At 72.5% G+C, this 24,978-nt stretch carries 24 protein-coding genes; 10 read left to right on the top strand and 14 right to left on the bottom strand.

Features of this window, described 5'->3' with window-relative positions; genetic code table 11:
• Positions 1–5: 5 nt before the first annotated feature.
• Genes hisF through hisD form a run of 8 tightly spaced genes read right to left on the bottom strand, consistent with a single transcriptional unit; the run spans position 6 to position 5,728 of the window.
• Positions 6–761 carry an imidazole glycerol phosphate synthase subunit HisF gene (gene hisF, locus ABZ261_RS26245; protein ID WP_356863248.1) on the bottom strand — a complete coding sequence of 252 codons (756 nt, stop codon included), beginning with the start codon at positions 759–761 and terminating at the stop codon, positions 6–8.
• Positions 758–1,159 carry a RidA family protein gene (locus tag ABZ261_RS26240; protein ID WP_356863246.1) on the bottom strand — a complete coding sequence of 134 codons (402 nt, stop codon included), beginning with the start codon at positions 1,157–1,159 and terminating at the stop codon, positions 758–760. Before ABZ261_RS26240 ends, hisF begins: the two co-directional genes overlap by 4 nt.
• Positions 1,156–1,881, bottom strand: a complete 726-nt coding sequence (gene priA, locus ABZ261_RS26235; RefSeq protein WP_356863244.1) for a bifunctional 1-(5-phosphoribosyl)-5-((5-phosphoribosylamino)methylideneamino)imidazole-4-carboxamide isomerase/phosphoribosylanthranilate isomerase PriA — start codon at positions 1,879–1,881, stop codon at positions 1,156–1,158. Before priA ends, ABZ261_RS26240 begins: the two co-directional genes overlap by 4 nt.
• Before the next feature lie 3 nt (positions 1,882–1,884).
• A complete protein-coding gene (gene hisH / locus ABZ261_RS26230) occupies positions 1,885–2,535 on the bottom strand; it encodes an imidazole glycerol phosphate synthase subunit HisH (RefSeq protein ID WP_356863242.1) in 651 nt (216 codons plus the stop codon).
• Positions 2,526–2,690, bottom strand: coding sequence for a hypothetical protein (locus ABZ261_RS26225; RefSeq protein WP_356863240.1), 165 nt, complete (start codon positions 2,688–2,690; stop codon positions 2,526–2,528). Before ABZ261_RS26225 ends, hisH begins: the two co-directional genes overlap by 10 nt.
• 4 nt (positions 2,691–2,694) lie before the next feature.
• A complete protein-coding gene (hisB, locus tag ABZ261_RS26220) occupies positions 2,695–3,297 on the bottom strand; it encodes an imidazoleglycerol-phosphate dehydratase HisB (RefSeq protein ID WP_356863239.1) in 603 nt (200 codons plus the stop codon).
• On the bottom strand, positions 3,294–4,409 hold the full coding sequence (locus ABZ261_RS26215; RefSeq protein WP_356863237.1) for a histidinol-phosphate transaminase: 1,116 nt from the start codon (positions 4,407–4,409) through the stop codon (positions 3,294–3,296). Before ABZ261_RS26215 ends, hisB begins: the two co-directional genes overlap by 4 nt.
• Complete coding sequence (gene hisD / locus ABZ261_RS26210) at positions 4,406–5,728, bottom strand: histidinol dehydrogenase (protein WP_356863235.1); 1,323 nt, start codon at positions 5,726–5,728, stop codon at positions 4,406–4,408. Before hisD ends, ABZ261_RS26215 begins: the two co-directional genes overlap by 4 nt.
• A 186-nt stretch (positions 5,729–5,914) precedes the next feature.
• On the opposite strand from hisD, the gene ABZ261_RS26205 reads away from it, so the two are divergent.
• From ABZ261_RS26205 to ybaK, 4 genes are all read left to right on the top strand, one after another.
• Positions 5,915–7,492 (top strand): oxidoreductase, encoded by a 1,578-nt coding sequence (locus ABZ261_RS26205; protein ID WP_356863233.1) that lies wholly within the window; start codon positions 5,915–5,917, stop codon positions 7,490–7,492.
• Positions 7,493–7,626: 134 nt separating this feature from the next.
• On the top strand, positions 7,627–8,679 hold the full coding sequence (locus ABZ261_RS26200) for a hypothetical protein (protein ID WP_356863231.1): 1,053 nt from the start codon (positions 7,627–7,629) through the stop codon (positions 8,677–8,679).
• Positions 8,680–8,690: 11 nt separating this feature from the next.
• Positions 8,691–9,431 carry an LON peptidase substrate-binding domain-containing protein gene (locus tag ABZ261_RS26195; RefSeq protein ID WP_356863229.1) on the top strand — a complete coding sequence of 247 codons (741 nt, stop codon included), beginning with the start codon at positions 8,691–8,693 and terminating at the stop codon, positions 9,429–9,431.
• 17 nt (positions 9,432–9,448) lie between these two features.
• Positions 9,449–9,949: a Cys-tRNA(Pro) deacylase gene (gene ybaK / locus ABZ261_RS26190; RefSeq protein ID WP_356863227.1), complete on the top strand. Its 501-nt coding sequence runs from the start codon at positions 9,449–9,451 to the stop codon at positions 9,947–9,949.
• A 129-nt stretch (positions 9,950–10,078) separates the two neighbouring features.
• Here ybaK and ABZ261_RS26185 read toward each other — a convergent pair whose 3' ends face one another.
• From ABZ261_RS26185 to ABZ261_RS26170, 4 genes are all read right to left on the bottom strand, one after another.
• Positions 10,079–10,720, bottom strand: coding sequence for an AAA family ATPase (locus ABZ261_RS26185; RefSeq protein ID WP_356863225.1), 642 nt, complete (start codon positions 10,718–10,720; stop codon positions 10,079–10,081).
• A gap of 34 nt (positions 10,721–10,754) precedes the next feature.
• The gene (locus ABZ261_RS26180) at positions 10,755–11,576 is read right to left on the bottom strand and encodes an ABC transporter permease (RefSeq protein ID WP_356863223.1); all 822 of its coding nucleotides are present in this window, start codon (positions 11,574–11,576) and stop codon (positions 10,755–10,757) included.
• A gap of 64 nt (positions 11,577–11,640) precedes the next feature.
• On the bottom strand, positions 11,641–12,654 hold the full coding sequence (locus ABZ261_RS26175) for an ABC transporter ATP-binding protein (RefSeq protein WP_356863221.1): 1,014 nt from the start codon (positions 12,652–12,654) through the stop codon (positions 11,641–11,643).
• Between the two features lie 69 nt (positions 12,655–12,723).
• The gene (locus ABZ261_RS26170) at positions 12,724–13,944 is read right to left on the bottom strand and encodes an NYN domain-containing protein (protein WP_356863219.1); all 1,221 of its coding nucleotides are present in this window, start codon (positions 13,942–13,944) and stop codon (positions 12,724–12,726) included.
• A 225-nt stretch (positions 13,945–14,169) separates the two neighbouring features.
• Between ABZ261_RS26170 and ABZ261_RS26165 the strand changes: the two genes are divergently transcribed.
• Positions 14,170–14,346, top strand: a complete 177-nt coding sequence (locus ABZ261_RS26165) for a hypothetical protein (RefSeq protein ID WP_356863217.1) — start codon at positions 14,170–14,172, stop codon at positions 14,344–14,346.
• 71 nt (positions 14,347–14,417) lie between these two features.
• Here the strand turns inward: ABZ261_RS26165 and dnaE are convergent, their stop codons facing one another.
• Positions 14,418–17,957 carry a DNA polymerase III subunit alpha gene (dnaE, locus tag ABZ261_RS26160; RefSeq protein ID WP_356863215.1) on the bottom strand — a complete coding sequence of 1,180 codons (3,540 nt, stop codon included), beginning with the start codon at positions 17,955–17,957 and terminating at the stop codon, positions 14,418–14,420.
• 224 nt (positions 17,958–18,181) lie between these two features.
• On the opposite strand from dnaE, the gene ABZ261_RS26155 reads away from it, so the two are divergent.
• From ABZ261_RS26155 to ABZ261_RS26140, 4 genes are all read left to right on the top strand, one after another.
• The gene (locus ABZ261_RS26155; RefSeq protein WP_356863213.1) at positions 18,182–19,531 is read left to right on the top strand and encodes a DUF2252 domain-containing protein; all 1,350 of its coding nucleotides are present in this window, start codon (positions 18,182–18,184) and stop codon (positions 19,529–19,531) included.
• Positions 19,532–19,598: 67 nt separating this feature from the next.
• Complete coding sequence (locus tag ABZ261_RS26150; RefSeq protein WP_356863211.1) at positions 19,599–20,285, top strand: hypothetical protein; 687 nt, start codon at positions 19,599–19,601, stop codon at positions 20,283–20,285.
• A gap of 100 nt (positions 20,286–20,385) precedes the next feature.
• Positions 20,386–21,210, top strand: coding sequence for a thioredoxin domain-containing protein (locus ABZ261_RS26145; protein WP_356863209.1), 825 nt, complete (start codon positions 20,386–20,388; stop codon positions 21,208–21,210).
• Between the two features lie 149 nt (positions 21,211–21,359).
• Entirely contained in the window at positions 21,360–23,030 is a 1,671-nt protein-coding gene (locus ABZ261_RS26140) for an alkaline phosphatase D family protein (protein WP_356863207.1), read from the top strand.
• 41 nt (positions 23,031–23,071) lie between these two features.
• On the opposite strand, the gene ABZ261_RS26135 is transcribed toward ABZ261_RS26140, so the two are convergent.
• Positions 23,072–23,650 (bottom strand): dienelactone hydrolase family protein, encoded by a 579-nt coding sequence (locus tag ABZ261_RS26135; protein WP_356863205.1) that lies wholly within the window; start codon positions 23,648–23,650, stop codon positions 23,072–23,074.
• Positions 23,651–23,755: 105 nt separating this feature from the next.
• Between ABZ261_RS26135 and ABZ261_RS26130 the strand changes: the two genes are divergently transcribed.
• On the top strand, positions 23,756–24,862 hold the full coding sequence (locus ABZ261_RS26130; protein WP_356863203.1) for a mechanosensitive ion channel domain-containing protein: 1,107 nt from the start codon (positions 23,756–23,758) through the stop codon (positions 24,860–24,862).
• Positions 24,863–24,978 lie beyond the last annotated feature (116 nt).

Raw genomic sequence — 24,978 nt, 5'->3', positions numbered from 1 at the left:
CGGCGTCACCGCACCGGGTGGCCGGCCTCCCGCAGCGTCTGCTTGACCTCGCCGATCCTGAGGTCGCCGAAGTGGAACACCGACGCGGCCAGCACGGCGTCCGCGCCCGCGTCGACGGCCGGCGGGAAGTCGGCCAGTGCGCCGGCGCCGCCGGAGGCGATCACCGGGACGGTCACGTGCTTGCGGACCGCCGCGATCATCTCCAGGTCGTAGCCGTCCTTGGTGCCGTCCGCGTCCATGGAGTTCAGCAGGATCTCCCCCGCGCCCAGCTCGGCCGCCCGGTGCGCCCACTCCACGGCGTCGATGCCGGTGCCGCGCCGGCCGCCGTGGGTCGTCACCTCGAACGTGCCCTCGGGGGTGCGCCGGGCGTCCACCGACAGGACGAGCACCTGGCGCCCGAAGCGCTCGGCGATCTCGCGGATCAGGTCGGGGCGGGCGATCGCGGCGGTGTTCACGCCCACCTTGTCGGCGCCCGCCCGCAGCAGCTTGTCCACGTCCTCGGCCGTGCGGACGCCGCCGCCGACCGTCAGCGGGATGAACACCTGCTCGGCGGTGCGGCGCACCACGTCGTACGTCGTCTCGCGATTGCCGGAGGACGCGGTGATGTCCAGGAACGTCAGCTCGTCGGCGCCCTCGGCGTCGTACACCTTGGCCATCTCGACGGGGTCGCCCGCGTCGCGCAGGTTCTGGAAGTTGACGCCCTTGACGACCCGGCCGCCGTCCACGTCCAGGCAGGGGATGACTCGGACCGCCAGGGTCATGAATGCACGGCTCCTCTGTATGCCTCTAGCTCTACTTCGACCAGGATGCGCGGATCGACGAAGCCGCCCACGACCAGCAGGGTCGAGACCGGGCGGACGGCGTCGAACAGCTCCTTGTGGGCGCGGCCCACGGCGTCCACGTCGCGGGCGTGGGTCAGGAACGTCCGGGTCCGCACCACCGACTCGGGACCGAGCCCGAACTCCGCGATCGCCTCCAGCGCGCCGGTGAACGCCACCTTGGCCTGTTCGTACGGGTCGCCCTCCCCGTACAGCACGGTGCCCTTGAAGGACGTCGTGCCCGCCACCAGCACGCGGTCGCCCGCCGCGACGGCGCGCGCGAATCCGAAACTCTCTTCCCAGGGACTTCCGCTCTGCACGCGCCGTACGGCTTCGCTCATGACGACACAGCCTCCAAGGCCTCTTCCAGGGTGAACGCCTTCGCATACAGCGCCTTCCCGACGATGGCGCCCTCGACACCGAGGGGCGTCAGGGCGGCGACGGCGCGCAGGTCGTCCAGGGACGACACGCCGCCGGAGGCCACCACGGGGCGGTCGGTGACGGCGCACACGTTCTTCAGCAGCTCCAGGTTGGGGCCCTGGAGGGTGCCGTCCTTGGCGATGTCGGTGACCACGTAGCGGGCGCAGCCCTCCCGGTCGAGGCGCTCCAGCGTCTCGTAGAGGTCGCCGCCGTCGCGGGTCCAGCCCCGGCCGCGCAGGGTGGTGCCGCGCACGTCCAGGCCGACGGCGATCCGGTCGCCGTGCTCGGCGATGACCTTGGCGACCCACTCGGGGCTCTCCAGGGCGGCCGTGCCGAGGTTCACCCGGGTGCAGCCGGTGGCCAGGGCGGCGGCGAGGGTGTCGTCGTCGCGGATGCCGCCGGACAGCTCCACCTTGATCTCCATGGCCCGGGTGACCTCGGCGATCAGGTCGCGGTTGTCCCCGGTCCCGAACGCGGCGTCCAGGTCGACCAGGTGCAGCCACTCGGCGCCGGAGCGCTGCCAGGCGAGGGCGGCCTGGAGCGGGGAGCCGTAGGAGGTCTCGGTCCCGGACTCGCCGTGCACGAGGCGGACGGCCTGGCCGTCGCGGACGTCGACGGCGGGGAGCAGTTCGAGCTTGGGCATGGTCTACAGGGTTCCGATCCAGTTGGTGAGGAGCTGGGCGCCGGCGTCGCCGGACTTCTCGGGGTGGAACTGGGTGGCCCACAGGGCGCCGTTCTCCACGGCGGCCACGAACGGCTTGCCGTGCGTGGACCAGGTGACCTTGGGGGCCTCGATCACCGGGTTGTGGGTCTCCAGCACCCATTCGTGGACGGCGTAGGAGTGCACGAAGTAGAACCGCGCGTCGGCGTCCAGCCCGGCGAAGAGCCGCGATCCGGCCGGGGCGTCCACGGTGTTCCAGCCCATGTGCGGCACGACGTCGGCCTGGAGCGGCCCGACCGTGCCGGGCCACTCCTCGAGGCCCTCGGCCTCCACGCCGTGCTCGATGCCGCGCTCGAACAGGATCTGCATGCCGACGCAGATGCCCATCACCGGGCGTCCCCCGGACAGCCTGCGGTCCACGACCCAGTCGCCGCGGGCCGCGCGCAGCCCCTGCATGCAGGCGGCGAACGCGCCGACGCCCGGCACCAGCAGGCCGTCGGCGTTCATCGCCTTGTCGAAGTCACGGGTGATCTCCACGTCGGCGCCCACGCGCGCCAGGGCCCGCTCGGCGGACCGGACGTTGCCGAAGCCGTAGTCGAAGACGACGACCTTCTTGCCACCGGTGCTCAATTCCACACCTCCAGCCGCATGACGCCCGCCACGAGGCACAGGGCCGCGCCGATCGAGAGCAGCACGATCAGGCTGGTGGGCATCTTCTGCTTCACGAAGGAGATGATCCCGCCGACCAGGAAGAGGCCGACGACGATCAGGAGGGTCGACAGACCGTTCATGGGGTTACAGCGCGCCCTTCGTCGACGGGAGGATGCCGGCCGCGCGCGGGTCGCGCTCCGACGCGTACCGCAGCGCCCGGGCCAGCGCCTTGAACTGGCACTCCACGATGTGGTGCGCGTTGCGCCCGTACGGCACGTGCACGTGCAGCGCGATCTGCGCCTGGGCGACGAAGGACTCCAGGATGTGCCGGGTCATCGTCGTGTCGTACTCGCCGATCATCGGCGCCATGTTCTCGGGCTCGGTGTGCACGAGGTACGGCCGGCCCGAGAGGTCCACGGTGACCTGGGCGAGGGACTCGTCCAGCGGGACCGTGCAGTTGCCGAAGCGGTAGATGCCCACCTTGTCGCCGAGCGCCTGCCGGAAGGCGGCGCCCAGCGCGAGGGCGGTGTCCTCGATGGTGTGGTGGGAGTCGATGTGCAGGTCGCCGTCGGTCTTCACGGTCAGGTCGAACAGACCGTGCCGGCCGAGCTGGTCGAGCATGTGGTCGTAGAAGCCGACGCCCGTGGCGATGTCGGTCCGGCCGGTGCCGTCGAGATCGATCTCGACGAGCACCGAGGTCTCCTTGGTGGTGCGCTCGATTCGTCCGACGCGGACATCGCGAGTCATGCCTCAAGCTCCTTCTTCAGGTCCCGTACCGCGTCGAGGAACGCGTCGTTCTCCTGCGGGGTCCCCGCGGAGACCCGCAGCCATCCCGGTACGCCGTTGTCCCGGACCAGCACGCCGCGGTCGAGGATCCGCCGCCAGGCCTCGTGGGCGTCCGCGAACCGGCCGAACTGCACGAAGTTGGCGTCGGACTCGGTGACCTCGTAGCCGGCGGCCCGGAGTTCGGCGACCAGCCGGTCGCGTTCCGCCTTCAGCTGCTCGACGTAGCCCAGCAGGGTGTCGGTGTGCTCCAGGGCGGCCAGGGCCGTCGCCTGGGTGATCGCCGACAGGTGGTAGGGCAGGCGGACCAGCTGGACGGCGTCCACGACCGCGGGGTGCGCGGCGAGGTAGCCCAGGCGCAGGCCGGCCGCGCCGAACGCCTTCGACATGGTGCGCGAGACGACGAGGTGGGGGCGGCCCTCCAGCAGCGGCAGCAGCGAGTCGCCGTGGCTGAACTCGATGTACGCCTCGTCCACGATCACCATCGACGGCTTGGCCGCCTGGGCCGCCTCGTACAGGGCGAGGACGGTCTCGGGCGGGACGGCGTTTCCGGTGGGGTTGTTGGGGGTGGTGACGAAGACGACGTCCGGCCGGTGCGCGGCGACGGCCTCCCGGGCGGCGGCCGGGTCGATGGTGAAGTCCTCGCCGCGCGGTCCGGAGAGCCAGCCGGTGCCGGTGCCGCGCGCGATGAGCGCGTGCATCGAGTACGACGGCTCGAAGCCCATCGCGGTGCGGCCCGGCCCGCCGAAGGTCTGCAGGAGCTGCTGGATGACCTCGTTGGAGCCGTTGGCGGCCCACACGTTCTCCACGCCGAGCCGGTACCCGCCCGTCTTCGTCAGGTAGGCGGCCAGTTCGGTGCGCAGCTGCACCGCGTCCCGGTCGGGGTAGCGGTTCAGGTTGCGGGCGGCCTCCCGCACCCGCTCCGTGATCCGCTCGACCAGCGGCTCGGGCAGCGGGTAGGGGTTCTCGTTGGTGTTCAGCCGTACGGGGACGTCCAGCTGGGGCGCGCCGTAGGGGGACTTGCCGCGCAGCTCGTCCCGCACGGGGAGATCGTCGATGCCGATGCCGGGGGTCACTTGCCGGGTACCTTCCAGCCGAACCTCGCCTTGACCGCCGCGCCGTGCGCCGGCAGGTCCTCCGCCTCCGCCAGCGTCACCACGTGGTGGGCGACCTCGGCCAGCGCGTCCTCGCTGTAGTCCACGATGTGGATGCCGCGCAGGAAGGACTGGACCGACAGGCCCGAGGAGTGGCAGGCGCAGCCGCCGGTGGGCAGGACGTGGTTGGATCCGGCCGCGTAGTCGCCGAGCGAGACGGGGGCCCAGGGGCCGATGAAGATCGCGCCGGCGTTCCGCACGCGGTCGGCGACCGCGGCGGCGTCCTCGGTCTGGATCTCCAGGTGCTCGGCGCCGTAGGCGTCGACGACCTTGAGGCCCTCCTCGATGCCGTCCACGAGGACGATCGCGGACTGCTTGCCCGTGAGCGCGGGCACGATCCGGTCGTCGACGTGCTTGGTGGCGGCGACCTGCGGCTCCAGCTCCTTCTCCACCGCGTCCGCCAGCTCGGCGGAGTCGGTGACGAGGACGGCGGCCGCGAGCGGGTCGTGCTCGGCCTGGCTGATCAGGTCCGCGGCGACGTGCACCGGGTCGGCGGTGGAGTCCGCGAGGATCGCGATCTCCGTGGGGCCGGCCTCGGCGTCGATGCCGATCCTGCCGGTGAAGTAGCGCTTGGCGGCGGCGACCCAGATGTTGCCGGGGCCGGTGACCATCCGGGCCGGCGGGCAGGACTCGGTGCCGTACGCGAACATCGCGACGGCGGTGGCGCCGCCCGCGGCGTACACCTCGTCCACGCCGAGCAGGGCGCACGCGGCGAGGATCGTCGGGTGCGGCAGCCCGCCGAACTCGGCCTGCGGCGGCGAGGCGAGCGCGATGGACCCGACGCCGGCCTCCTGGGCGGGCACCGCGTTCATCACCACGGAGGACGGGTAGACCGAGCGGCCGCCCGGCGCGTACAGGCCGACCCGCTCGACCGGCACCCACTTCTCGGTCACCGAGCCGCCCGGCACGACCTGCGTGGTGCGGGTCGTGCGGCGCTGCTCGCGGTGGACCAGGCGGGCGCGGCGGACGGACTCCTCCAGGGCGGCGCGCACCGCCGGGTCCAGGCCGGCGAGCGCGTCGGTGAGCGCCTGGGCCGGCACACGGACGGATTCCAGCCGTACTCCGTCGAATCTCTCGGCGAAGTCGATCAGCGCCGCGTCGCCACGATGATGCACGGCCTCGCAGATCGGACGCACCTTCTCCAGGGCGGCCGCCACGTCGAAGTCGGCTCGGGGCAGCAGGTCGCGCAGGGCGGGGCCCTCGGGAAGGGCGTCGCCGCGCAGATCGATTCGGGAAATCACGGTCCCAATTCTCTCAGACCGGCGAGGGAGGCCGTTCGCGCGTATCAGTGGCTGATACAGGACGTGGGCCAATGAGTGGTACACAAGCTGGCCGGAACCCGGACGATGCTCGTCACTCGTTGTTACCGAAGGTCACTCAGCGGGCATGAACGGCTGTACGAAACCACCGGACCGAGAGAGGCCGACGTGACCGAGGGGGCCGGCATCCGCACCGGGGACCTGCCGGACGACCTGACCGCGGCCGAGGCCGGCATGTGGCAGGCCTTCCGCAACGGCAGCGTGTACGACCTGAGCAGCGGCGACATCGTCGTGGACGATCCGCACGGCAGTCATCCCTGGGGCCCCGAGCGGACCGTGCGGGCGCGCATCGTGTGCTGGCTGCTGCTGGACGGCCCACCGGCCCTCCCGGGCCGGGTGCCCGCCCTGAAGCTCGTCGGCCTGCGGATCACCGGCACGGTGGAGCTGGCCGGCGGCCAGGTCACGCCGTACGTGGAGCTGCGCGGCTGCCGCTTCGACGAGGAGGTCCGGCTGCCGGAGGCGCGCTTCACGACCGTGCGCCTGGTGGACTGCTCGGTGCCGCGGCTGGAGGCGGCCCGGGTGAACACCGAGGGCGACCTGCACCTGCCCCGCTGCCGCTTCCGGTACGGGGTCCGGCTGACCGACGCGCACATCGGCACCGATCTGCTGCTCAACCAGGCGTTCGTGCACCGGGACCGCAGCGGGCGGTCCATCGTGGCGGACGGCATGACCGTGGGCCAGGACCTGCAGGCCGAGATGCTGGAGTCGCACGGCGAGCTGAGCCTGCGCGGCGCCCAGGTCGGCGTCTCGCTCAGCCTGCGCGGCGCGCGGCTCGCCAATCCGTACGCCCGCCTCGCCCTGAACGCCCCCCAGCTGACCGTCGAGCGCACCCTGTACCTGACTCCGGCCGGGGTCGGCAATCCGCTGCTCAGCGGCACCACCCCCGCGCGGGGGACGCGGATCCAGCGCTTCGAGTGCCAAGGCGGGGTGCGGCTGGACGACGGGCGGTTCGGGGACGCCGTGGACATGGAGCGGGCCCGCTTCGTCTTCACCGACGACCAGGAGCTGTCGCTGCGCCGGGTGCAGACGCCGGAGCTGCGTTTCCTCGGCGACCGGCCGGAGCGCGGCAAGGTGGTGCTGTCCGGGGCGCGGATCGTGAACCTGGTGGACCGCGCGAGCAGCTGGCCGGAGGCCGGCAAGCTGCACATGGGCGGCTTCGCCTACGAGAACCTGGTCCCGCAGGGCCCGTTCCCGCTGACCCGGCGCCTGGACTGGGTGGCGGCGGCCACCGCCGAGTACGCACCGGAGCCGTACGAGCGGCTGGCGGCGGTGCTGCGGGCCGCCGGCGAGGACGAGGACGCGCGGGAGGTGCTGCTCGCCAAGCAGCGCCGGCGCCGCGAGACCCTCCCACCGGCGGCGAAGTGCTGGGGGTACGTCCAGGACTGGACGGTCGCCTACGGCTACCGGCCGGGCCGGGCCGCGGTCTGGATGGCGGTGCTGTGGGCGGCGGGCACGCTGGCGTTCGCGCACGCGGCGCATCCGGCGGTGGACCCCGGCGGCCACGCGGCCTGGAGCCCGGCGCTGTTCACGCTGGACCTGCTGCTGCCGGTGATCGACCTGGGCCAGGTCGGCCAGTGGCAGCTGCGCGGCGGCTGGCAGTGGCTGGCGACGGTGGTGATCCTGCTCGGCTGGACGCTGGCGACGACGGTGGCGGCGGGCGCGACGCGGCTGCTGCGGCGCAGCTGACGCGACGGCGACGGAACCCCCACACTTCCCCCACAACTTGAACATTCACCTTTTACCGGTCCTTGACCGTCCGCCGTACAACCTTCCCGGATCTGCCCGGCCCCTCTGGCGCGGCCCCGACCTGCGGTCTTTCAATGGTCGGCACCATGGCTCTGCTGCCCTCGTTCATCCGGCCCGCCCGGATGGCCAAACGCCTCACGCACCCGGCCGCCCGCCCCGCGGCCGCGGACGAGCACGTGCTCGACGCGCCCGACGACCGCCTCTCGCCCGCCCTGGTCGCGGCCGGCCGGGGCGAGTACGCCGCCGCGGCCGGCCTGCTGGCCGCCACCCGCGCCGCGGCCGAGTGGGAGAACCGCGACCGGTACGTGCGGCGGCTGGCCGCCTTCGCCCGCTCCCGCCCCGAGTGGTACGAGGACTGGCGCGCCGCCGACCCGGACGACCCCGGGGTGCTGCTGGTCGGAGCCCAGCTCGCGGTGGACCGCGTCTGGCCCTCGCCCGCCCGCGCCGAACTGCTGCGCGAGGTCAGCCCGGCCATCACCGCCGCCGCCCGCGCCGACGACCGGGACCCGGTGCCCTGGCGGATCGCGCTGGACCACGCCCGCGGCTCACGCGCCGGGCACCGCTACTTCGAGGAGCTGTGGGAGGCGGCGGTCCGGCGCGCCCCGCACCACTACGGCTGCCACGTGGCCGCCCTGCGCTACCTCGCCTTCTGCTGGCACGGCTCCCACCGCGAGTGCTTCGACTTCGCCGACCGGGCCGCGCAGGACGCCCCGGCCCACTCGCTGGTGCAGGCCCTGCCCGCCCGCGCGGCCTTCGGCTACCTGACCGACGGCTGCGGCCCCGAGGTGCCGCGCGGCCGGCTGGACGCGGCGGCCGACCGGGCGGTCGAGCTGTCCGGGCGCTTCCCGGCCGCCGACCCGTGGCCCGCCGAGGTCCGCAACAAGCTGCTGTACGTCCTGCTGAGGCTGGACCGCCGGGAGGACGCCCGCACCCAGCTCCGCCTGATCGGCCCGTACGCCACCTCGTCCCCCTGGGAGCTGTTCTCCGACGACCCGCTCGGCCACTTCCTGCGCCTGCGCGAGCACCTGCTGACGGGCGACCCGCGGCCGGTCCCCGCCGGGCTGCTGGAGGCGCCCCGCACCGCCCTCGGCGAACACGGCGGACACGCCGGCGCCGGCGCCCACTAGGCTGGGGCGCCGTGACCACCGTCCGTCTGCCTCTCTTCCCACTGAACTCGGTGCTGTTCCCGGGGCTCGTGCTGCCGCTGAACGTCTTCGAGGAGCGCTATCGCGCCATGATGCGCGAGCTGCTGAAGACCCCCGAGGACGAACCGCGCCGGTTCGCCGTCGTGGCCATCCGCGACGGCCACGAGGTCGCGCCGAGCCTTCCCGGCATGCCGGATCCCACGGCGGAGCCCGAGCGGGGCCCGGCCGCCGGCTTCGGCCCCGATCCGCTGCGGGCCTTCCACGGGGTGGGCTGCGTGGCGGACGCGGCGACCGTCCGGGAGCGCGCCGACGGCACCTTCGAGGTGCTGGCGACGGGCACGACCCGGGTGCGCCTGCTGTCCGTGGACGCCTCGGGGCCGTTCCTGACGGCGGAACTGCAGGAGCTCGCGGAGGAGCCCGGCGACGGAGCGGGCGCGCTGGCCGAGGGGGTGCTGCGGTCCTTCCGCCAGTACCAGAAACGCCTGGCCGGCGCCCGCGAGCGGTCCCTGTCCGCCAAGACGGAGCTGCCGGACGACCCGAGCGTGGTGTCGTACCTGGTCGCGGCGGCGATGGTGCACGACACCCCGACCAAGCAGCGTCTGCTCCAAGCCCCGGACACCGCCTCCCGGCTCCGGGACGAGCTGAAACTGCTTCGCGCGGAGACGGCCATCATCCGTAATCTGCCGTCGTTGCCGGCGTTCGAGCTGACCCGGACGCCGACCAGTCTGAACTGAGGGGACCGGCACTCCCGATGGCGAAGAAGGCGAAGAAGCAGCAGTCCGCAGGGACGCCCGCGACGGTGGCCCTGACGGCGGCGGGCGCGGACTTCACGGTCCACGCCTACGACCACGACCCGTCCCACCCGTCCTACGGCGAGGAGGCGGCGGAGGCGATGGGCGTCTGTCCCGACCGGGTCTTCAAGACCCTCGTCGCCGACGTGGACGGCTCGCTGGTGGTCGGCGTGGTCCCGGTGGCCGGCTCCCTCGACCTGAAGGCGCTCGCCGCGGCGGTCGGCGGCAAGCGGGCGGCGATGGCCGACCCGGCGCTCGCCGAACGCACCACGGGCTACGTCCGCGGCGGCATCTCCCCCCTCGGGCAGCGCAAGAAGCTCACCACGGTGATCGACGACTCGGCACGGTCCCACGAGACGATCTGCGTCTCGGCGGGCCGCCGGGGCCTGGAGGTCGAACTGTCCCCCGCCGTCCTGGCCGAGCTGACGAACGCGGTACTGGCCCCGATCGGCCGGGGCTGAGACGCACCGGCGGCCGGCGGCCCACCCGGCACGAAGGCCCCGCGCCGCCCCTCCCGGCCCGGCGCGCGGTGCCCGGGCGGCGGTCCGGCGAGCCGGGCCGGGCGCGCAGGCGGACGGCCGCGGGTCCGGCTACGGCTGCTGCGGGTACGGGGCCTCGGGATCCCGGGGCCCGAACGCCGCGGTCAGCCCCAGGTGCGCCAGCAGCCCGCCCAGCGGCCACGCGAGCAGAGCCCCCTTCGCCGAGAGCTTCAGCGGCGCCGGGAACGTCACCCCGTCGCCCACGGCCCGCGCGTGCGCGAGCACGTCGGACTCGGGCCCCAGCCACACGCCCAGCCGCCAGGCCAGCAGGGACCCGAGCAGCCCGCCCAGGCCCAGGGCGACGACGAGCGGCACTCCCCCGCGCCGCCGCAGCAGGAACACCGCCGCCGCGCTGACCGCACCGAACGCGAGCCCCAGCAGAGTGAACGTTCCGTCGACCCCGACGGCCTGCTCCCCCTCGGAGTCCTTGAAGTAGACGACCCAGTTCCCGCCGGCCTCGTCACCGACCAGCGGCACATGCGGCGCCAGCCACCACCACAGCAGGCCCAGCAGCACCCCGCCGAGCGCCGTCGCCACCGTGATCACGGCGGCCTCCCGTATTTCCGTCTTCATCCCGGGGCCGTCCTGTTCGTACAGGTCCGTACCCGGCGCCCCGGCGGGCGGCGGGTCCTGCCGGACCTGGTGCGGGGAGTCGTCGTGCGGGGGCGGAGGAGGAGTCAGCGGTACGGTCACCTGAACATCGTGCCAGGCCGTGCCGTGCCCCGCGTCACCGGACGGCGGCCCTGCGGTACGCCCAGGTCGCCACGGCCAGCGAGACCACGCCGACACCCGCGCACACCCCCAGGTCCGCGAGGACGACCGCCCAGTCCGGGCGGTCCCCGAAGGTACGCGCGTACGCCTCGACGCCGTAGGTCGACGGCAGCAGGTCACGGGCCACCCGCACGATCTCCGGCATCCGGCCGGCCGGCAGCACGCCCAGCAGCAGCGCCGCCGACATGCCCAGCTGGCCCAGCAGCGTGGCCAGCTCGGGCCGGGGGGCGAGCAACCCGCAGGCCGCCCCGAGCCCGGACAGCGCGGCCCCGGCGAGCGGGACGACGGCCAGCAGGATCCACAGGTTGGACAGCGGCAGCCCGAACAGCACGCACCCGAAGACGGCGGTGACCAGCGTCCCCGGCACGGTGAAGGAGGCGTACGCCGCCGCCGCGCCCAGCACCACGGCGGCCGGCGGCACCGGCAGCGTGGCGTAGTGGTCGAGCCCGCCGCTGGCCCGCAGCTGCCCGAAGTACTGCGCCAGCAGGTTCAGCGCGACGTACGCGACGACCAGCACGGACGAACCGGCCACCACGGACCGGGCCTCGCCGCCGCCGTCGACGACGCCCCGCATCATCACGGCGATGCCCACGGACTGGAACGTCGCCACGAACAGCAGCGGGATCCGCGCCACCCGGGCCCGGGACAGCTGCGCCCGGTACACGGCCGCCAGCGACGGCCACAGCCGCGCGGCCGGCCCCAGCTCGGCCGCGCCGGACCCCGTGTCCGGCACGGCCCGCGCGCCGCCCGGCAGAACCTCGGCGGGTACGACACTCACCTCGAGCTGCTCCTCTTCCCTACGGCAGTCGCGCACATCCGTACGCATTCCGCGGCCCGCGCGCTCATGCCCTCACCAGCCCCTGCCGGGCGGCGCCGCCCAGCGCGAGGTAGACGTCCTCCAGGCTGGGCGTGGCGAGCGTGAAGTCGTCGAGGGCGGCGAAGGCGGCGCCGCCGGTGACCGTGGCGACGACGGCGCGGGCCTCCTCGGGCGCGAGCCGGAGCGTCCAGCGCCGCCCGGACTCCGCCGCCCGCTCGCGCAGGACGGCGACCTCGGGCACCTCCAGCGGCGGCCGGTCCCGCCACACCAGTTCGACCCGCACCTCGCCGGCGACCCGGGCCTTGAGTCCGGCGGGGGTGTCGCAGGCGATGACCCGCCCCCGGTCGAGCACGGCCACCCGGTCCAGCACGGTCTCGGCCTCGATGACGTTGTGGGTGACCAGCAGCACGGTGGTGCCCCGCTCGGCCCGCCGGCGGTCCACCGCCGCCCACACCGCGCGCCGGGCCACCGGGTCCATGCCGGTCGTCGGCTCGTCCAGCACGAGCAGCGGCCGTTCCCCGACGAGGGCGGAGGCGACGCAGGCGAGCCGCCGCTGTCCGCCGGACAGCTTCTTCAGCGCCCGCCCGGCGATCGGGGTGAGCCCCAGCTCCTCCAGGACGGCGTCCCGCTCGGCCCGGGCCTGCCGGGCCGGAAGGCCGCGCAGGCGTCCGGTGGTCTCGGCGGCGAGGGAGACGGTCAGCTCGTCGAGGGCGGAGGACTCCTGGCCCAGGTACGCGAGGAGCCGCGCGGCCCGCTCCGGGTGCCGCACGATGTCGTGCCCGAGGATCTCCACGCTTCCGGCGTCCGGCCGCAGCAGCCCGGTGAGCTGCCGTACCAGGGTGGACTTGCCGGCGCCGTTCGGCCCGAGCAGCCCGAACACCTCCCCGCGCCGCACCTGGAGCGCGACGCCGTCGGTGGCGCGCACCTCGGGGGTGCCGGGAGCGCCCCGCCGGCCCTTGACGGCCGGGTAGGTCTTGCTGAGTCCGCGCACGCGTACGACCTCGTCGTACCGAAGTGCCTGTGCCGCGCGCGTACTCACAAGGGACGAGACTACGGGGTCCGGGGCCTTTACTCGTCTTTGGGGCCGTCCACGCCGGCCCGCCCGGGGTCAGTCCCCGGCGCCCGCGGGCTCCGCCGCGGCCGGGACGTCGATCTCCCGCCAGAAGCCCGCCCGGATGGCGTAACGGTCGTGCTCGTCGATCTGGTCGTCCTTGTGCGCCAGCAGTCCGAAGCGGGCCGCGTACCGCAGCAGCTCGCCGTCGATGCGGTGCGGGATCCGCGGGTACATCTGCGACAGGCGCTGCAGGTGGCTCTGGTCGCCGAGCCGGGACATCCAGCGGCGGGCGAAGACCTGCCCCACCTCGTAGGGGTCGCCGCCGACGGTGGTGATGTCCTCCTCGCGGTCCGCCCACCGCTGCTCGGCCGTGGTGAGCTGGGCGAGCGTCGGCATGGCGGCGGCCTCGGGCGGCTCGGCGACCGCGCCCGGCCGGTCGACCCAGCCCTTGTCGGAGGACCAGCGCAGGGTGGCGGTCGCCGGGTGCTGCGCGGGCTGGGCGCCGGGCGCCCGCAGCGCGGCGAGGTCCTTGGGGGTGGGCACGGCCTTGGCGGCGGGCACGCGCTCCTGGGCGCCGTTCTCCGTCGCGGAGGCGGCCGGCGGGTGGGCGGGGGGCTCGGCGGGCCGCTCGGCGCTCGCGGCGAGCGCGGACTCGGGAAGCGGCGCGGAGAGGATCGCGGCGATCTCGGGCCGGGGCACCGGCGGCGGGGCGCACACGCCGGTCAGCTCCTTGGCGCGGACGGCCTGGGTGATCCAGGCGCGGTCCAGCACGCGCCGCTCGTCGGCCTCGGCGACCAGGTCCTCGGACTGGTTGTAGTCGCCGTCGGCGGCCTGCACGGCCCACAGGTGGACGGCGACGCCGTGCTCCTTGGCGGCCATCATGCCGGGAAGCAGGTCGCCGTCGCCGGTGACGAGGACCACGTCGGAGCAGGCGCGGTTGCGGGCCAGTTCGGTCAGCTCGGCGTGCATGGCGGCGTCAACGCCCTTCTGGGCCCAGCGTCCGTCGCTGCGGGTGAGGGCGCCGAGCCGGACGGTCACCCGGGGCATCACCCGCAGCCGGCGGTGCTCCGGCTGGGGGACGCGGTCGGGGGCGCCGTCGAACCAGTAGATGCGCAGCAGCGGGCGCCCGGTCTCGGACTCCGCGCGCTCGCGCAGGGCCTGGATCAGCGCGGTGTGGTCGACGGTGATCCGGGACCGCGAGGGCTCACCGGCGAGGAGGCTGGCGGCGGCTCCCAGCAGATACCCGGCGTCCACCAGGACGATGCAGCGGTCCACGCGACTCACCCTCTTCCCGGGAGGTATTGCTTCGGACTTCCTTCGAGTCTGCCCGACGGCGCGGGGGTTCACGGCCCGAACTCGATCTTCGGCGTGGCGTTTGCGGGGCCCGCGGCGCCACCCACCCTGTCACACACGGTAATTATCCGACATGCGCTTGATGTCAGCGTATGTGAATCTGGTCCCGGCCCTGGCCCCTAGATCCCCCTCAGGAGGCAGATCCCCATGGCCAAGAACAAGAACCGCAAGCAGCCCGGCCCGAAGAACCGCGCCCCGCAGACCGAGCACGCGCAGGAGCGGGCACCGCGTCCGGCGGAGGAGCACGAGGCCTCGATGGCGGGCGTCCCGGGCAGCCCGGCGGACGGTGCTCCGAAGAAGCGGCAGCGCTTCGGCCACAACTGAAGGGCAGTTGAAGCCCGTGCGTGAGGAAGGGGCGCACCCGTCCGGGGTGCGCCCCTTCGCCGTCGGGGGCCTCAGCCGGCCAGGCAGGACGGGCCGAGCAGCACCTTCAGGTCGCCGAAGAGCGCCGGGTCGGGCTTGACCCGGTGCCGGTCCAGGCGCAGCACGGTGGTCTTGCGCGGGCCCTGGAGTCTGATGCGGACCTCGCTGTCGCCCTTGTGGTGGCTGAGGATCTCGCCGAGGCGGCTGACCATCGGCGGAGTCACCTTCACGGCCGGGATGGTGAGGACCACGGGCGCGTTGGTGCCGGCGTTGGACAGGTCCGGGACCATCAGCTCCATGGCGACGAGCCGCGGCACGTCCTCGCGCTTGTCGAGCCGGCCCTTGACGAACACCACGGCGTCCTCGACCAGTTGGGTGGAGACCAGCTGGTAGGTGGCCGGGAAGAACATGCACTCGATGGAGCCGGCGAGGTCCTCCACGGTGGCGATGGCCCAGGCGTTGCCCTGCTTGGTCATCTTGCGCTGCAGGCCGGAGATGATCCCGCCGATGGTGACGACCGCGCCGTCGGCGTGCTCGCCCCCGGTGAGCTGGGCGATGCCGGCGTCGGCCTTGTCGGACAGCACGTGCTCCAGGCCGAAGAGCGGGTGGTCGGAGACGTACAGACCGAGCATCTCCCGTTCCTGGGCGAGCAGATAGGTCTTGTCCCACTCCTCGTCGGTGAACTGGACGTCGAGTCCGAAGCCGGGCTCGCTGCTGGTCTCCTCGCCCATCCCGCCGAAGAGGTCGAACTGGCCCTCGGCCTCCTTGCGCTTGACCGCGACCACGTTGTCGATCATCGGCTCGTACTGGGCCATCAGCCCCTTGCGGGTGTGGCCGAGGGAGTCGAAGGCGCCGGCCTTGATCAGCGACTCGGTGGTGCGCTTGTTGCAGACCACGGCCTCGACCTTGTCGAGGTAGTCGGGGAAGGAGGTGTACTTCCCCTTCGCCTTGCGCGTCCTGATGATCGAGTCCACGACGTTCTGGCCGACGTTGCGGACGGCGGAGAGGCCGAAGAGGATCACGTCGTCGCCCTGGGCGGCGAAGTTCGCCTCGGACTCGTTCACGTTCGGCGGGAGCACCCGGATGCCCATGCGGCGGCACTCGTTGAGGTAGACCGCCGACTTGTCCTTGTCGTCCTTCACCGAGGTCAGCAGGGCGGCCATGTACTCGGCGGGGTGGTTGGCCTTCAGGTAGGCGGTCCAGTACGACACCAGTCCGTACGCGGCCGAGTGCGCCTTGTTGAACGCGTAGCCGGCGAAGGGGACCAGCACGTCCCAGAGGGCCTGGATGGCCTCGTCGCTGTAGCCGTTCTTGCGGGCGCCGGCCTGGAAGATGACGAAGTTCTTCTCCAGTTCCTCCGGCTTCTTCTTGCCCATCACGCGGCGGAGGATGTCGGCCTCGCCGAGCGAGTAGCCCGCGATGATCTGGGCGGCCTTCTGCACCTGCTCCTGGTAGACGATCAGGCCGTAGGTGACGTCGAGGACCTCCCGGAGCGGCTCCTCCAGCTCGGGGTGGATCGGCGTGATCTCCTGCTGCCCGTTCTTGCGCAGCGCGTAGTTCGTGTGCGAGTTCATGCCCATCGGGCCCGGCCGGTACAGGGCCGACACGGCGGAGATGTCCTCGAAGTTGTCCGGCTTCATCAGCCGCAGCAGCGAGCGCATGGGGCCGCCGTCGAACTGGAAGACGCCGAGGGTGTCGCCGCGCTGGAGCAGCTCGAAGGTCTTGGGGTCGTCGAGCGGCAGGGACAGCAGGTCGATGTCGAGGCCCTTGTTGGCCTTCACCATCTTGACCGCGTCGTCCATGATCGTGAGGTTGCGCAGGCCCAGGAAGTCCATCTTCAGCAGGCCGAGCGACTCACAGCTCGGGTAGTCCCACTGGGTGATGGTCACGCCGTCGGTGTGCCTCACCCAGACCGGGACGTGCTCGGTGATGGTCTCGCTGGACATGATCACGCCGGCCGCGTGCACGCCCATCTGCCGGACCAGGCCCTCGACGCCGCGCGCGGTGTCGATGACCTTCTTCACGTCCGGCTCGTTCTCGTACATCGCCCGGACCTCGCCGGCCTCCGAGTAGCGGGGGTGGCTGGGGTCGGTGATGCCGGACAGCGGGATGCCCTTGCCGAGGACGTCGGCGGGCATGGCCTTGGTGATCCGGTCGCCCATCGCGTACGGGTAGCCCAGCACGCGCGCCGAGTCCTTGATCGCGTTCTTGGCCTTGATGGTGCCGTACGTGCCGATCATGGCGACCTTGTCGGCGCCGTACTTCTCGGTCACGTACCGGATCACCTCGACGCGCCGGCGCTCGTCGAAGTCGATGTCGACGTCCGGCATGGAGATGCGCTCGGGGTTGAGGAACCGCTCGAAGATCAGGCCGTGCGGGATCGGGTCGAGGTCGGTGATGCCGAGGGCGTAGGCCACGATCGAGCCCGCCGCGGAGCCACGGCCGGGGCCGACGGCGATGCCCTGGCGCTTGGCCCACATGATGAAGTCGGCGACCACGAGGAAGTAGCCCGGGAACCCCATCTGGATGATGACGTCCATCTCGTACTCGGCCTGCTTCATCCGGTCCTCGGGGATGCCGTCCGGGTAGCGGCGCTCCATGCCGCGGCGGACCTCCTCCTGGAACCAGGTGACCTCGGTGTAGCCCTCGGGGATGTCGAACTTGGGCATGAGGTCGCGCTTCTCGAACATGCCGGTGGTGTCGACCATCTCGGCGACGAGGAGCGTGTTGGCGCAGCCCTCCTGCCAGGCGTCCGAGGAGTCGATGGCGTACATCTCCTCGGTCGACTTCAGGTAGTAGCCGGTGCCGTCGAACTTGAAGCGGTCGGGGTCGGAGAGGTTCTTGCCGGTCTGGATGCACAGCAGGGCGTCGTGGGCGCCGGCCTCGTGCGCGTACGTGTAGTGGGAGTCGTTGGTGACCAGCGGGGGGATGCCGAGCTTCCGGCCGATCTCCAGCAGGCCGTCGCGGACCCGGCGCTCGATCTCGATGCCGTGGTCCATCAGCTCCAGGAAGTACTTGTCCTTGCCGAAGATGTCCTGGTACTCGGCGGCGGCCTTCAGCGCCTCGTCGAAGTGGCCGAGGCGCAGCCGGGTCTGCACCTCGCCGGAGGGGCAGCCGGTGGAGGCCACGATGCCCTCCGACCACTGGGCGATGGTCTCCTTGTCCATCCGGGGCCACTTCTGCAGCCAGCCCTCGGCGTAGGCGTCGGAGGAGAGCCGGAAGAGGTTGTGCAGGCCGGTCTTGTTCACGGCCCACATCGTCTTGTGGGTGTAGCCGCCCGAACCGGAGACGTCGTCCTTCTTCTGGTGCGGCTGGCCCCAGAGGATCTTGCGCTTGTTGCGCCGGGACTCCGGGGCGACATACGCCTCGATCCCGATGATCGGGGTGATCCCGGCCTTCTTCGCGGAGTGGAAGAAGTCGTACGCGCCGTGGAGGTTGCCGTGGTCGGACATGGCGATGTGCGTCATGCCCATCTCGTTGCAGGCGTTGAACATGTCCTTGAGCCGCGCGGCACCGTCCAGCAGCGAGTACTGGGTGTGGACGTGCAGGTGCGTGAAGGGCGGCTTCGACACGGTGTGGCCTCCAACGGAAACACTCGGCGACGGACGGGCGGACACTCTGGGGGACAGCGTCGAAGTCTATGCCCCGGCTCTGACACGCGCGGGCTCCGTCCGCGTACCTTCGTGCGGGAACCGGGCACTCCCGCGTGGCGTCGCCCGTTGGAGACGGCGGAAGCGCCGTCGTCCCTTCCCGCACACCCCTGCACCACCCGCCCTGCACCAGGAGGCACCCCGCGATGTCGGTCCCCCAGCTCAGCGACGAGCAGCGCGGCGAGGAGATCCTCGCCGTCTTCGACACCGCCTTCGGACGGCTCCTGGCCGCCGACCCGGCCGCGTTCCGCGTGAAGTTCCGGAAGATGGCGGCCTCGGCCTTCGCGTTCTACCGGGGCACGGCGTGCCTCTTCTACCACGACCTCGACGCGCAGGGCGCCGGGCGGGACGGCGGGGGCATACGGAGCGGGCCGTACCTCGACGACCGCACCAGCCGCGTGTGGATCCACGGCGACCTGCACGCCGAGAACTTCGGCACGTACATGGACTCCAACGGCCGCCTGGTCTTCAACGTCAACGACTTCGACGAGGCCTACGTCGGCCCCTTTACCTGGGACCTCATGCGGTTCTCGGCGTCCATCGCCCTGATCGGGTACGCGAAGGCGCTCAGCGACGAGCAGATCACCGAGCTGGTCACGGTCTACGCCGCCGCCTACCGCGAGCGCATCCACGCCCTGGCCACCGGCGCCAAGCGGGACGAGGTGCCGCCGTTCACGCTGGACACCGCGCAGGGCCCGCTGCTGGACGCGCTGCGTGACGCCCGCTCGCTGACCCGGTTCGCGCTGCTGGACTCGATGACCGAGATCCGCGACTTCGAGCGCCGCTTCGCCCCGGGCGGCGGCGCCATCGAGCTGGACGCGGCCACCCGCTACAAGATCCTGGCCGCCTTCGACGGCTATCTGGAGACGCTGCCGGACTCCTCGCTGGCCCGCCCGGACTCCTACCGGGTGAAGGACGTCGTGGGCCGCCGCGGCGTCGGCATCGGCTCGGCGGGCCTGCCGTCGTACAACATCCTCCTGGAGGGGCACAGCGACGCCCTGGAGAACGACGTCGTGATCTACATCAAGCAGGCCCAGACCCCGGCGGTCTCCCGGCACATCACGGATCCGGCCATCGCGGACTACTTCCAGCACGAGGGCCACCGCACGGTGATCTCCCAGCGCGCCCTGCAGGCGCACGCCGACCCGTGGCTGGGCTGGACGGAGCTGGACGGCGCCGGCCAGCTGGTCGCGGAGATCTCGCCGTACGCCGTGGACCTGGACTGGAGCGACATCGACGACCCGGAGGAGATCGCCTCGGTCGTCGCCGACCTGGGGCGGGCCACCGCCGCCATGCACGCGGCGGCGGACGACACCTCCGGCGAGTCGCTGGTGCCGTTCTCCACCGAGCGCGCCATCGACGCCGCGATCGCGGCCGACGAGGAGGGCTTCGCGCCCCTGCTGGTGGACTTCGCGCACGGTTACGGCGCACGCGCGCGTGCGGACCACCAGATCTTCCTGGACCTGTTCCGCAACGGCCGGATTCCGGGGCTGTAGACCGGCGGACGCACAGGCACCCTTTACGGGTCCCTCACCCGCGTACGTGACACACTCTCCTTTCGCCATGGAAACTTCCGGAACCCAGCTCAGAGCCGTGCGCGCGGCGCTGTTCACGGCCTTCGTCGTGACGCTCAGCACCGCGTCGCACGTGCTGCTGTCCCGGACTCCGCTGCCCCCGGCCACCGTGGCCGCGGTCGCCGCGGGGGTGTTCTGCGGCGCGTACGCGCTGGCGGGCCGCGAGCGCGGCTTCGCCCGGATCGCGGCCCTGCTGGTCCCGCTGGAGCTGGCCGCCGACACCGTGTTCACCTCCGGCCAGCACACCTGCTACGGCCGTGCGGGCGGACCGGTCACGGGCCCCCTGCACACGATGGGCCTGGACGTGCTGTGCGAGGGCCGCATGGGCGCCCCGCTGGCCCGGGTGACCGGCGGCGCCGACGGCGCGGGGGAGCTGCTCGCCCAGGCCGGCCCGGCCGCCGCCTGGCTGCTGCTCGCCGCGCACGTCGGCGTGGGCCTGCTCGCCGCCGCCTGGCTGCGCCGGGGGGAGCGGGCGCTGGCCCAGCTGCTGCGCGCGGTGGCCGCCACCACGTTCCGGCCGCTGCTGCTGGCGGTGGCCGCGGTGTCCGCACGGCCCGTGCGGGCCCGCCGGCTGCCCCGCCCGGTCCCGCGCCGCGCCACCGCCCGCGACCGGCTCCTCGTGCACTCCCTGGGACGGCGCGGCCCGCCGTGCCGCCCTGCCGCCGCGGCCGCCTGAGCGACCACGTCGCCCGCGTGCCCGGCGGCAGCCGCGTACGGACCAGTCCCCGCACGTATCCCGCGTACGACGTGTACGCGTCCCCAGGGAGATCACAGACATGAGCAAGCGGAACAGCCAGGCCTCGAAGACGGCGGCCCGGGAGCGGCTGCGCGAGGAGCGCGAGCGGCAGGCCAAGCGGGACAAGGCCAAGCGGCAGGCCATCGTGGCCGGCTCGGTCGTGGCCGTGCTGGCGGCGGCCGGCGGCATAGGCTACGCCGTCGTCCAGGCCAACAAGCCCAGCGGCTGGGATGCGGTGAAGGACCAGAAGCTGGTCAAGCCGGCCCACAGCACGGGGACGGACGGTACGACCGTCGTCGTCGGGAAGAGCACCGCCAAGAAGACCCTCGTGATGTACGAGGACCCGCGCTGCCCGGTCTGCGCCCAGTTCGAGCAGACGGTCGGCCCGACGGTCAAGCAGGATCTCGACGCCGGCAAGTTCAAGATCCAGTACGTCGGCGCCACGTTCATCGACAACAACATCCCGGGCGAGGGCTCCAAGAACGCGCTCAGTGCCCTGGGCGCGGCCCTGAACGTCAGCCCCGAGGCGTTCTTCGAGTACAAGACCGCTCTGTACTCAACGAAGTTCCACCCCGATGAGCAGGACGACAAGTTCGCGAGCGACGACTACCTGATCAAGGTGGCGAACACGGTGAGCGCCCTCAAGGACAACACGGCGTTCCGGAATGCCGTGAAGAAGGGGACCTACGACAAGTGGGCCCTCGTGATGAGCGGCAAGTTCGACACCGATCAGAAGAAGTACGGTTTCCAGGGGACCCCGACGCTGCTCATGGACGGCAAGATCCTCACCGGCGGCGACGGAAAGAACCCCCCCATGTCGGTCGCCGACTTCAACACCGCGCTGCAGAAGGCTCTCAAGGCGTAGTTCCGCAGCCCTCGAAAAGGGGAAGTGCCCCGGGCCGGCTCCAGGCCCGGGCCACTTCCCCTTCGACATGCGACGGGTTGCACAGAACAACGGGAACATTCGGGAGTTTGCCCGCGCGCGCGATGTACTGATCAGTAATCTGATGCGCCGTGACCAGTCGATACAGATCCTCCACATCGTCCGAGGGCGTCAACTCCCTCTCCCCCCGCCGCCGTACGGTCGTCAAGGCCGCGGCGGCGACCGCTGTCCTGGCCGGCCCCCTCGCCGCCGCCCTGCCGGCGAAGGCCGCCGCGGACGCCCCCGCCTTCCTGCACGGTGTGGCCTCCGGCGACCCGCTGCCCGACGGCATCCTGCTGTGGACCCGGGTGACCCCCGTCCCGGAGGCGACCCCCGGCTCGGGGCTCGGCCCGGACACCGAGGTCGGCTGGGTCGTCGCCGAGGACAGGGCGTTCACCAGCATCGTCGCCGAGGGGACCGTCACCGCGACGGCCGCCTCCGACCACACCGTGAAGGCCGACATCCGCGGTCTGCGGCCGGGCACCGACTACTGGTTCCGGTTCTCGGCCGGCGGCGCCGACTCCCCGGCGGCGCGCACCCGCACCGCGCCGGCGGCGGACGCGGCGGTCTCCGGGCTGCGCTTCGGGGTGGTGTCCTGCGCCAACTGGGAGGCGGGCCACTTCGCCGCCTACCGTCATCTGGCCGCCCGCGGCGACCTCGACGCATGGCTGCATCTCGGCGACTACGTCTACGAGTACGCGTCCGGCGAGTACGCGGCCCGGGGCGAGGTCGTCCGCCCGCACGCCCCGGCGAACGAGACGGTCACCCTCGCCGACTACCGCATCCGGCACGCCCAGTACAAGACCGACCCCGACCTGCAGGCCCTGCACCTCAAGGCGCCGGTCATCGCCATCTGGGACGACCACGAGTTCGCCGACAACGCCTGGTCGGGCGGCGCGGTCAACCACACGGAGGGCGCCGAGGGCGCCTGGGCCGCCCGTCAGGCCGCCGCGAAGCAGGCGTACTTCGAGTGGATGCCGGTCCGGCCGGCCGTCGCCGGCACCACCTACCGGCGGCTGCGCTTCGGCAGGCTCGCCGACCTGTCCCTGCTGGACCTGCGCTCCTTCCGCTCCCAGCAGGCGGCGACGGCGAGCGGCTCGGTCGACGACCCGGACCGCACGCTCACCGGGCGCGCCCAGCTCGACTGGCTGAAGGCCGGCCTGGCGGCCTCCGACACCACCTGGCGGCTGGTCGGGAACTCCGTGATGATCTCGCCGTTCGCCGTCGGCTCCCTCTCCGCCGACCTCCTCGAACCGCTCGCCGAGCTGCTCGGGCTGCCGCGGGAGGGCATCGCGCTCAACACCGACCAGTGGGACGGCTACACCGACGACCGCCGGGAGCTGCTGGCCCACCTGCGCGCCCACGGCATCCGCAACACCGTGTTCCTCACCGGCGACATCCACATGGCCTGGGCCAACGACGTGCCGGTGGACGCGGGGACCTATCCGCTGTCGCCGTCGGCGGCCACGGAGTTCGTGGTGACCTCCGTCACCTCCGACAATCTGGACGACATCGTGAAGGTGCCCCAGGGCACGGTCTCCGCGGTCGCCGCGCCGGTCATCAGGGCCGCCAACCGGCACGTCCACTGGGTGGACACCGACCGGCACGGCTACGGCGTGCTGGACATCACCGCCGACCGCGCCCAGATGGACTTCTACGTCCTGTCCGACCGCACCGACCCGGACGCCACCGCCCGCTGGGTCCGCTCCTACCGCACCCGCAGCGGCACGCAGAAGGTCGAGCGGACCTACGACCCGGTGTGACCGCGCCCGCGTGACCGCGCGGGCGCGCCCGGGTCACGGCGTCACGCGTCCCGCAGGCCGTCGAGGAAGCCGAGCGCCACCCGCCAGGTGGCCTCGGCGGCCTCCGCGTCGTAGTCGGGCAGTCCGGGGTCGGTGTACAGGTGGCCGGCGCCCGCGTACCGGTAGACCTCCACGTCGGCGCCCGCCCGGCCCATCTGCAGGTACCAGGCGCTCAGCCAGTCGTCCGTCTCGAACGGGTCCGGCTCGGCCACGTGCAGCTGCACCGGCAGCTCGTCCACGTGCGCGTTGGGCGCGATGTCCGACGTGCCGTGCAGGAGCAGCAGCCCGCGGGCCTTGTCGTCGCCGAGGGCGAGGGTCTGGGCGACGGACGCGCCCAGCGAGAACCCGGCGTACACCAGCCCCCGGTCCGAGTACGGCGCCGCCGCCAGCACGGCCCGCTTCAGCAGCTCCTCCTTGCCGGTGCGCTCCTTGAACTCCATGCCCTCCTCGACGGTGTCGAACGTGCGCCCCTCGAAGAGGTCCGGCGTCCACACCTCGTGCCCCGCCGCGCGCAGCCGGTCGGCCGCCTCGCGCACCGCGGGCCTGAGGCCGTAGGTCGAGTGAAAGAGCATGATGTTCATGAGGCCATGGTGCCAGCCGGGGACGGCGGCGCCGGTGCCGCCTTACCCAGGAACGGGCGTAACTCACATGTTCATGGTCGCGGGGCCCTGGATAGGCGCGGAGGCATGGAGAACGTACTCCGCCCCCTGATCGTGGTGGGCAGCTCGGTGCTGCTCACCCTTGCCCTCGGCTGGGCGACCGACCGGCTGTTGCGCAAGGCCGACGAACGCGACTCCGACACACCGCTGTGGGGACTGCTGCGGCGCGGCCGCATCCCCTACCAGCTGGTGCTGTGCGCCGCCATGCTCAGAGGCTCCTACGACGAGGCGGACCTGCTGCAGAGGCACCAGACCGCCGTCGGCCGCACGCTCACGCTGGTGCTGATCGGCTCCGCGGCCTGGCTGGCGATACGCATCGCCGCGGCCATAGTCGAGACGTCCTACAGCCGCTACGCACGCGTCCACCGGGACGCCGCCCGGGTCCGCCGGGTGCGCACCCAAGTGGAACTGATCATGCGCGTGGTGTCCGCGATCGTCATCGTGGTGGCGATCGCCTCGATGCTGCTGACGTTCCCCGCGATGCGCGCGGCCGGCGCCTCGCTGCTGGCCTCGGCCGGCATCCTCGGCATCGTCGCCGGTGTCGCCGCCCAGTCGACCCTGTCCAACATGTTCGCCGGGCTGCAGATCGCGTTCGGGGACATGGTCCGCATCGGCGACACGGTCGTGGTGGACGGCGAATGGGGCACCGTCGAGGAGATCACCCTGACCTTCCTGACGGTACGGACCTGGGACGAGCGCCGGATCACCATGCCGGTGTCGTACTTCACCTCCAAGCCCTTCGAGAACTGGTCCCGCGGCACCCCGCAGATGACCGGGATCGTCTACTGGCACCTCGACCACAGCGCGCCCATCGAGGCGATGCGCGAGAAGCTGCGCGACATCCTGCGCGGGTGCCCGGCCTGGGACGGCCGCGCCTGCAATCTGCAGGTGACGGAGACCACCCCGAACACCATCCAGGTGCGGGCCCTGGTGACCGCGAAGGACGCCGACGACATCTGGACGGTGCGGGTCACGGTCCGCGAGCAGATGATCGCCTGGCTGTCGGAGGAGCACCCCTACGCGCTGCCGCGGGTGAACACCTCGGACGCCGTGCTCCCGCCCTACCGGGTGCCGTCCCCCGACCGGGCCACCCTCCGCAAGGCCTACGAGTTCCCGCGCACCGGCCGGGGCTGACCCGCCCACCGGACGGTGCGGCCCGGCGCCCAGTACTGGGGCCTGGACGGCACGAGCGCCGCGGAGAAGGCGCAGGTCGCCGAGGCCGCCCGGAACGGCACCGGGCTGATCCTGTC

This window comes from Streptomyces sp. NPDC006193, from assembly GCF_040613915.1.
Classification (GTDB): domain Bacteria; phylum Actinomycetota; class Actinomycetes; order Streptomycetales; family Streptomycetaceae; genus Streptomyces.
Note: the sequence above shows the minus strand (reverse complement) of the source record. Positions and strands in the feature narration are given on the sequence as shown.

Excerpts from the sequence above, each read along its gene's own strand:
- hisF (WP_356863248.1), bottom strand. The coding sequence starts at position 761 with ATGACCCTGGCGGTCCGAGTCATCCCCTGCCTGGACGTGGACGGCGGC.
- ABZ261_RS26240 (WP_356863246.1), bottom strand. The coding sequence starts at position 1,159 with ATGAGCGAAGCCGTACGGCGCGTGCAGAGCGGAAGTCCCTGGGAAGAG.
- priA (WP_356863244.1), bottom strand. The coding sequence starts at position 1,881 with ATGCCCAAGCTCGAACTGCTCCCCGCCGTCGACGTCCGCGACGGCCAG.
- ABZ261_RS26225 (WP_356863240.1), bottom strand. The coding sequence starts at position 2,690 with ATGAACGGTCTGTCGACCCTCCTGATCGTCGTCGGCCTCTTCCTGGTC.
- hisB (WP_356863239.1), bottom strand. The coding sequence starts at position 3,297 with ATGACTCGCGATGTCCGCGTCGGACGAATCGAGCGCACCACCAAGGAG.
- ABZ261_RS26200 (WP_356863231.1), top strand. The coding sequence starts at position 7,627 with ATGGTCGGCACCATGGCTCTGCTGCCCTCGTTCATCCGGCCCGCCCGG.
- ybaK (WP_356863227.1), top strand. The coding sequence starts at position 9,449 with ATGGCGAAGAAGGCGAAGAAGCAGCAGTCCGCAGGGACGCCCGCGACG.
- ABZ261_RS26165 (WP_356863217.1), top strand. The coding sequence starts at position 14,170 with ATGGCCAAGAACAAGAACCGCAAGCAGCCCGGCCCGAAGAACCGCGCC.
- ABZ261_RS26155 (WP_356863213.1), top strand. The coding sequence starts at position 18,182 with ATGTCGGTCCCCCAGCTCAGCGACGAGCAGCGCGGCGAGGAGATCCTC.
- ABZ261_RS26150 (WP_356863211.1), top strand. The coding sequence starts at position 19,599 with ATGGAAACTTCCGGAACCCAGCTCAGAGCCGTGCGCGCGGCGCTGTTC.
- ABZ261_RS26145 (WP_356863209.1), top strand. The coding sequence starts at position 20,386 with ATGAGCAAGCGGAACAGCCAGGCCTCGAAGACGGCGGCCCGGGAGCGG.
- ABZ261_RS26135 (WP_356863205.1), bottom strand. The coding sequence starts at position 23,650 with ATGAACATCATGCTCTTTCACTCGACCTACGGCCTCAGGCCCGCGGTG.
- ABZ261_RS26130 (WP_356863203.1), top strand. The coding sequence starts at position 23,756 with ATGGAGAACGTACTCCGCCCCCTGATCGTGGTGGGCAGCTCGGTGCTG.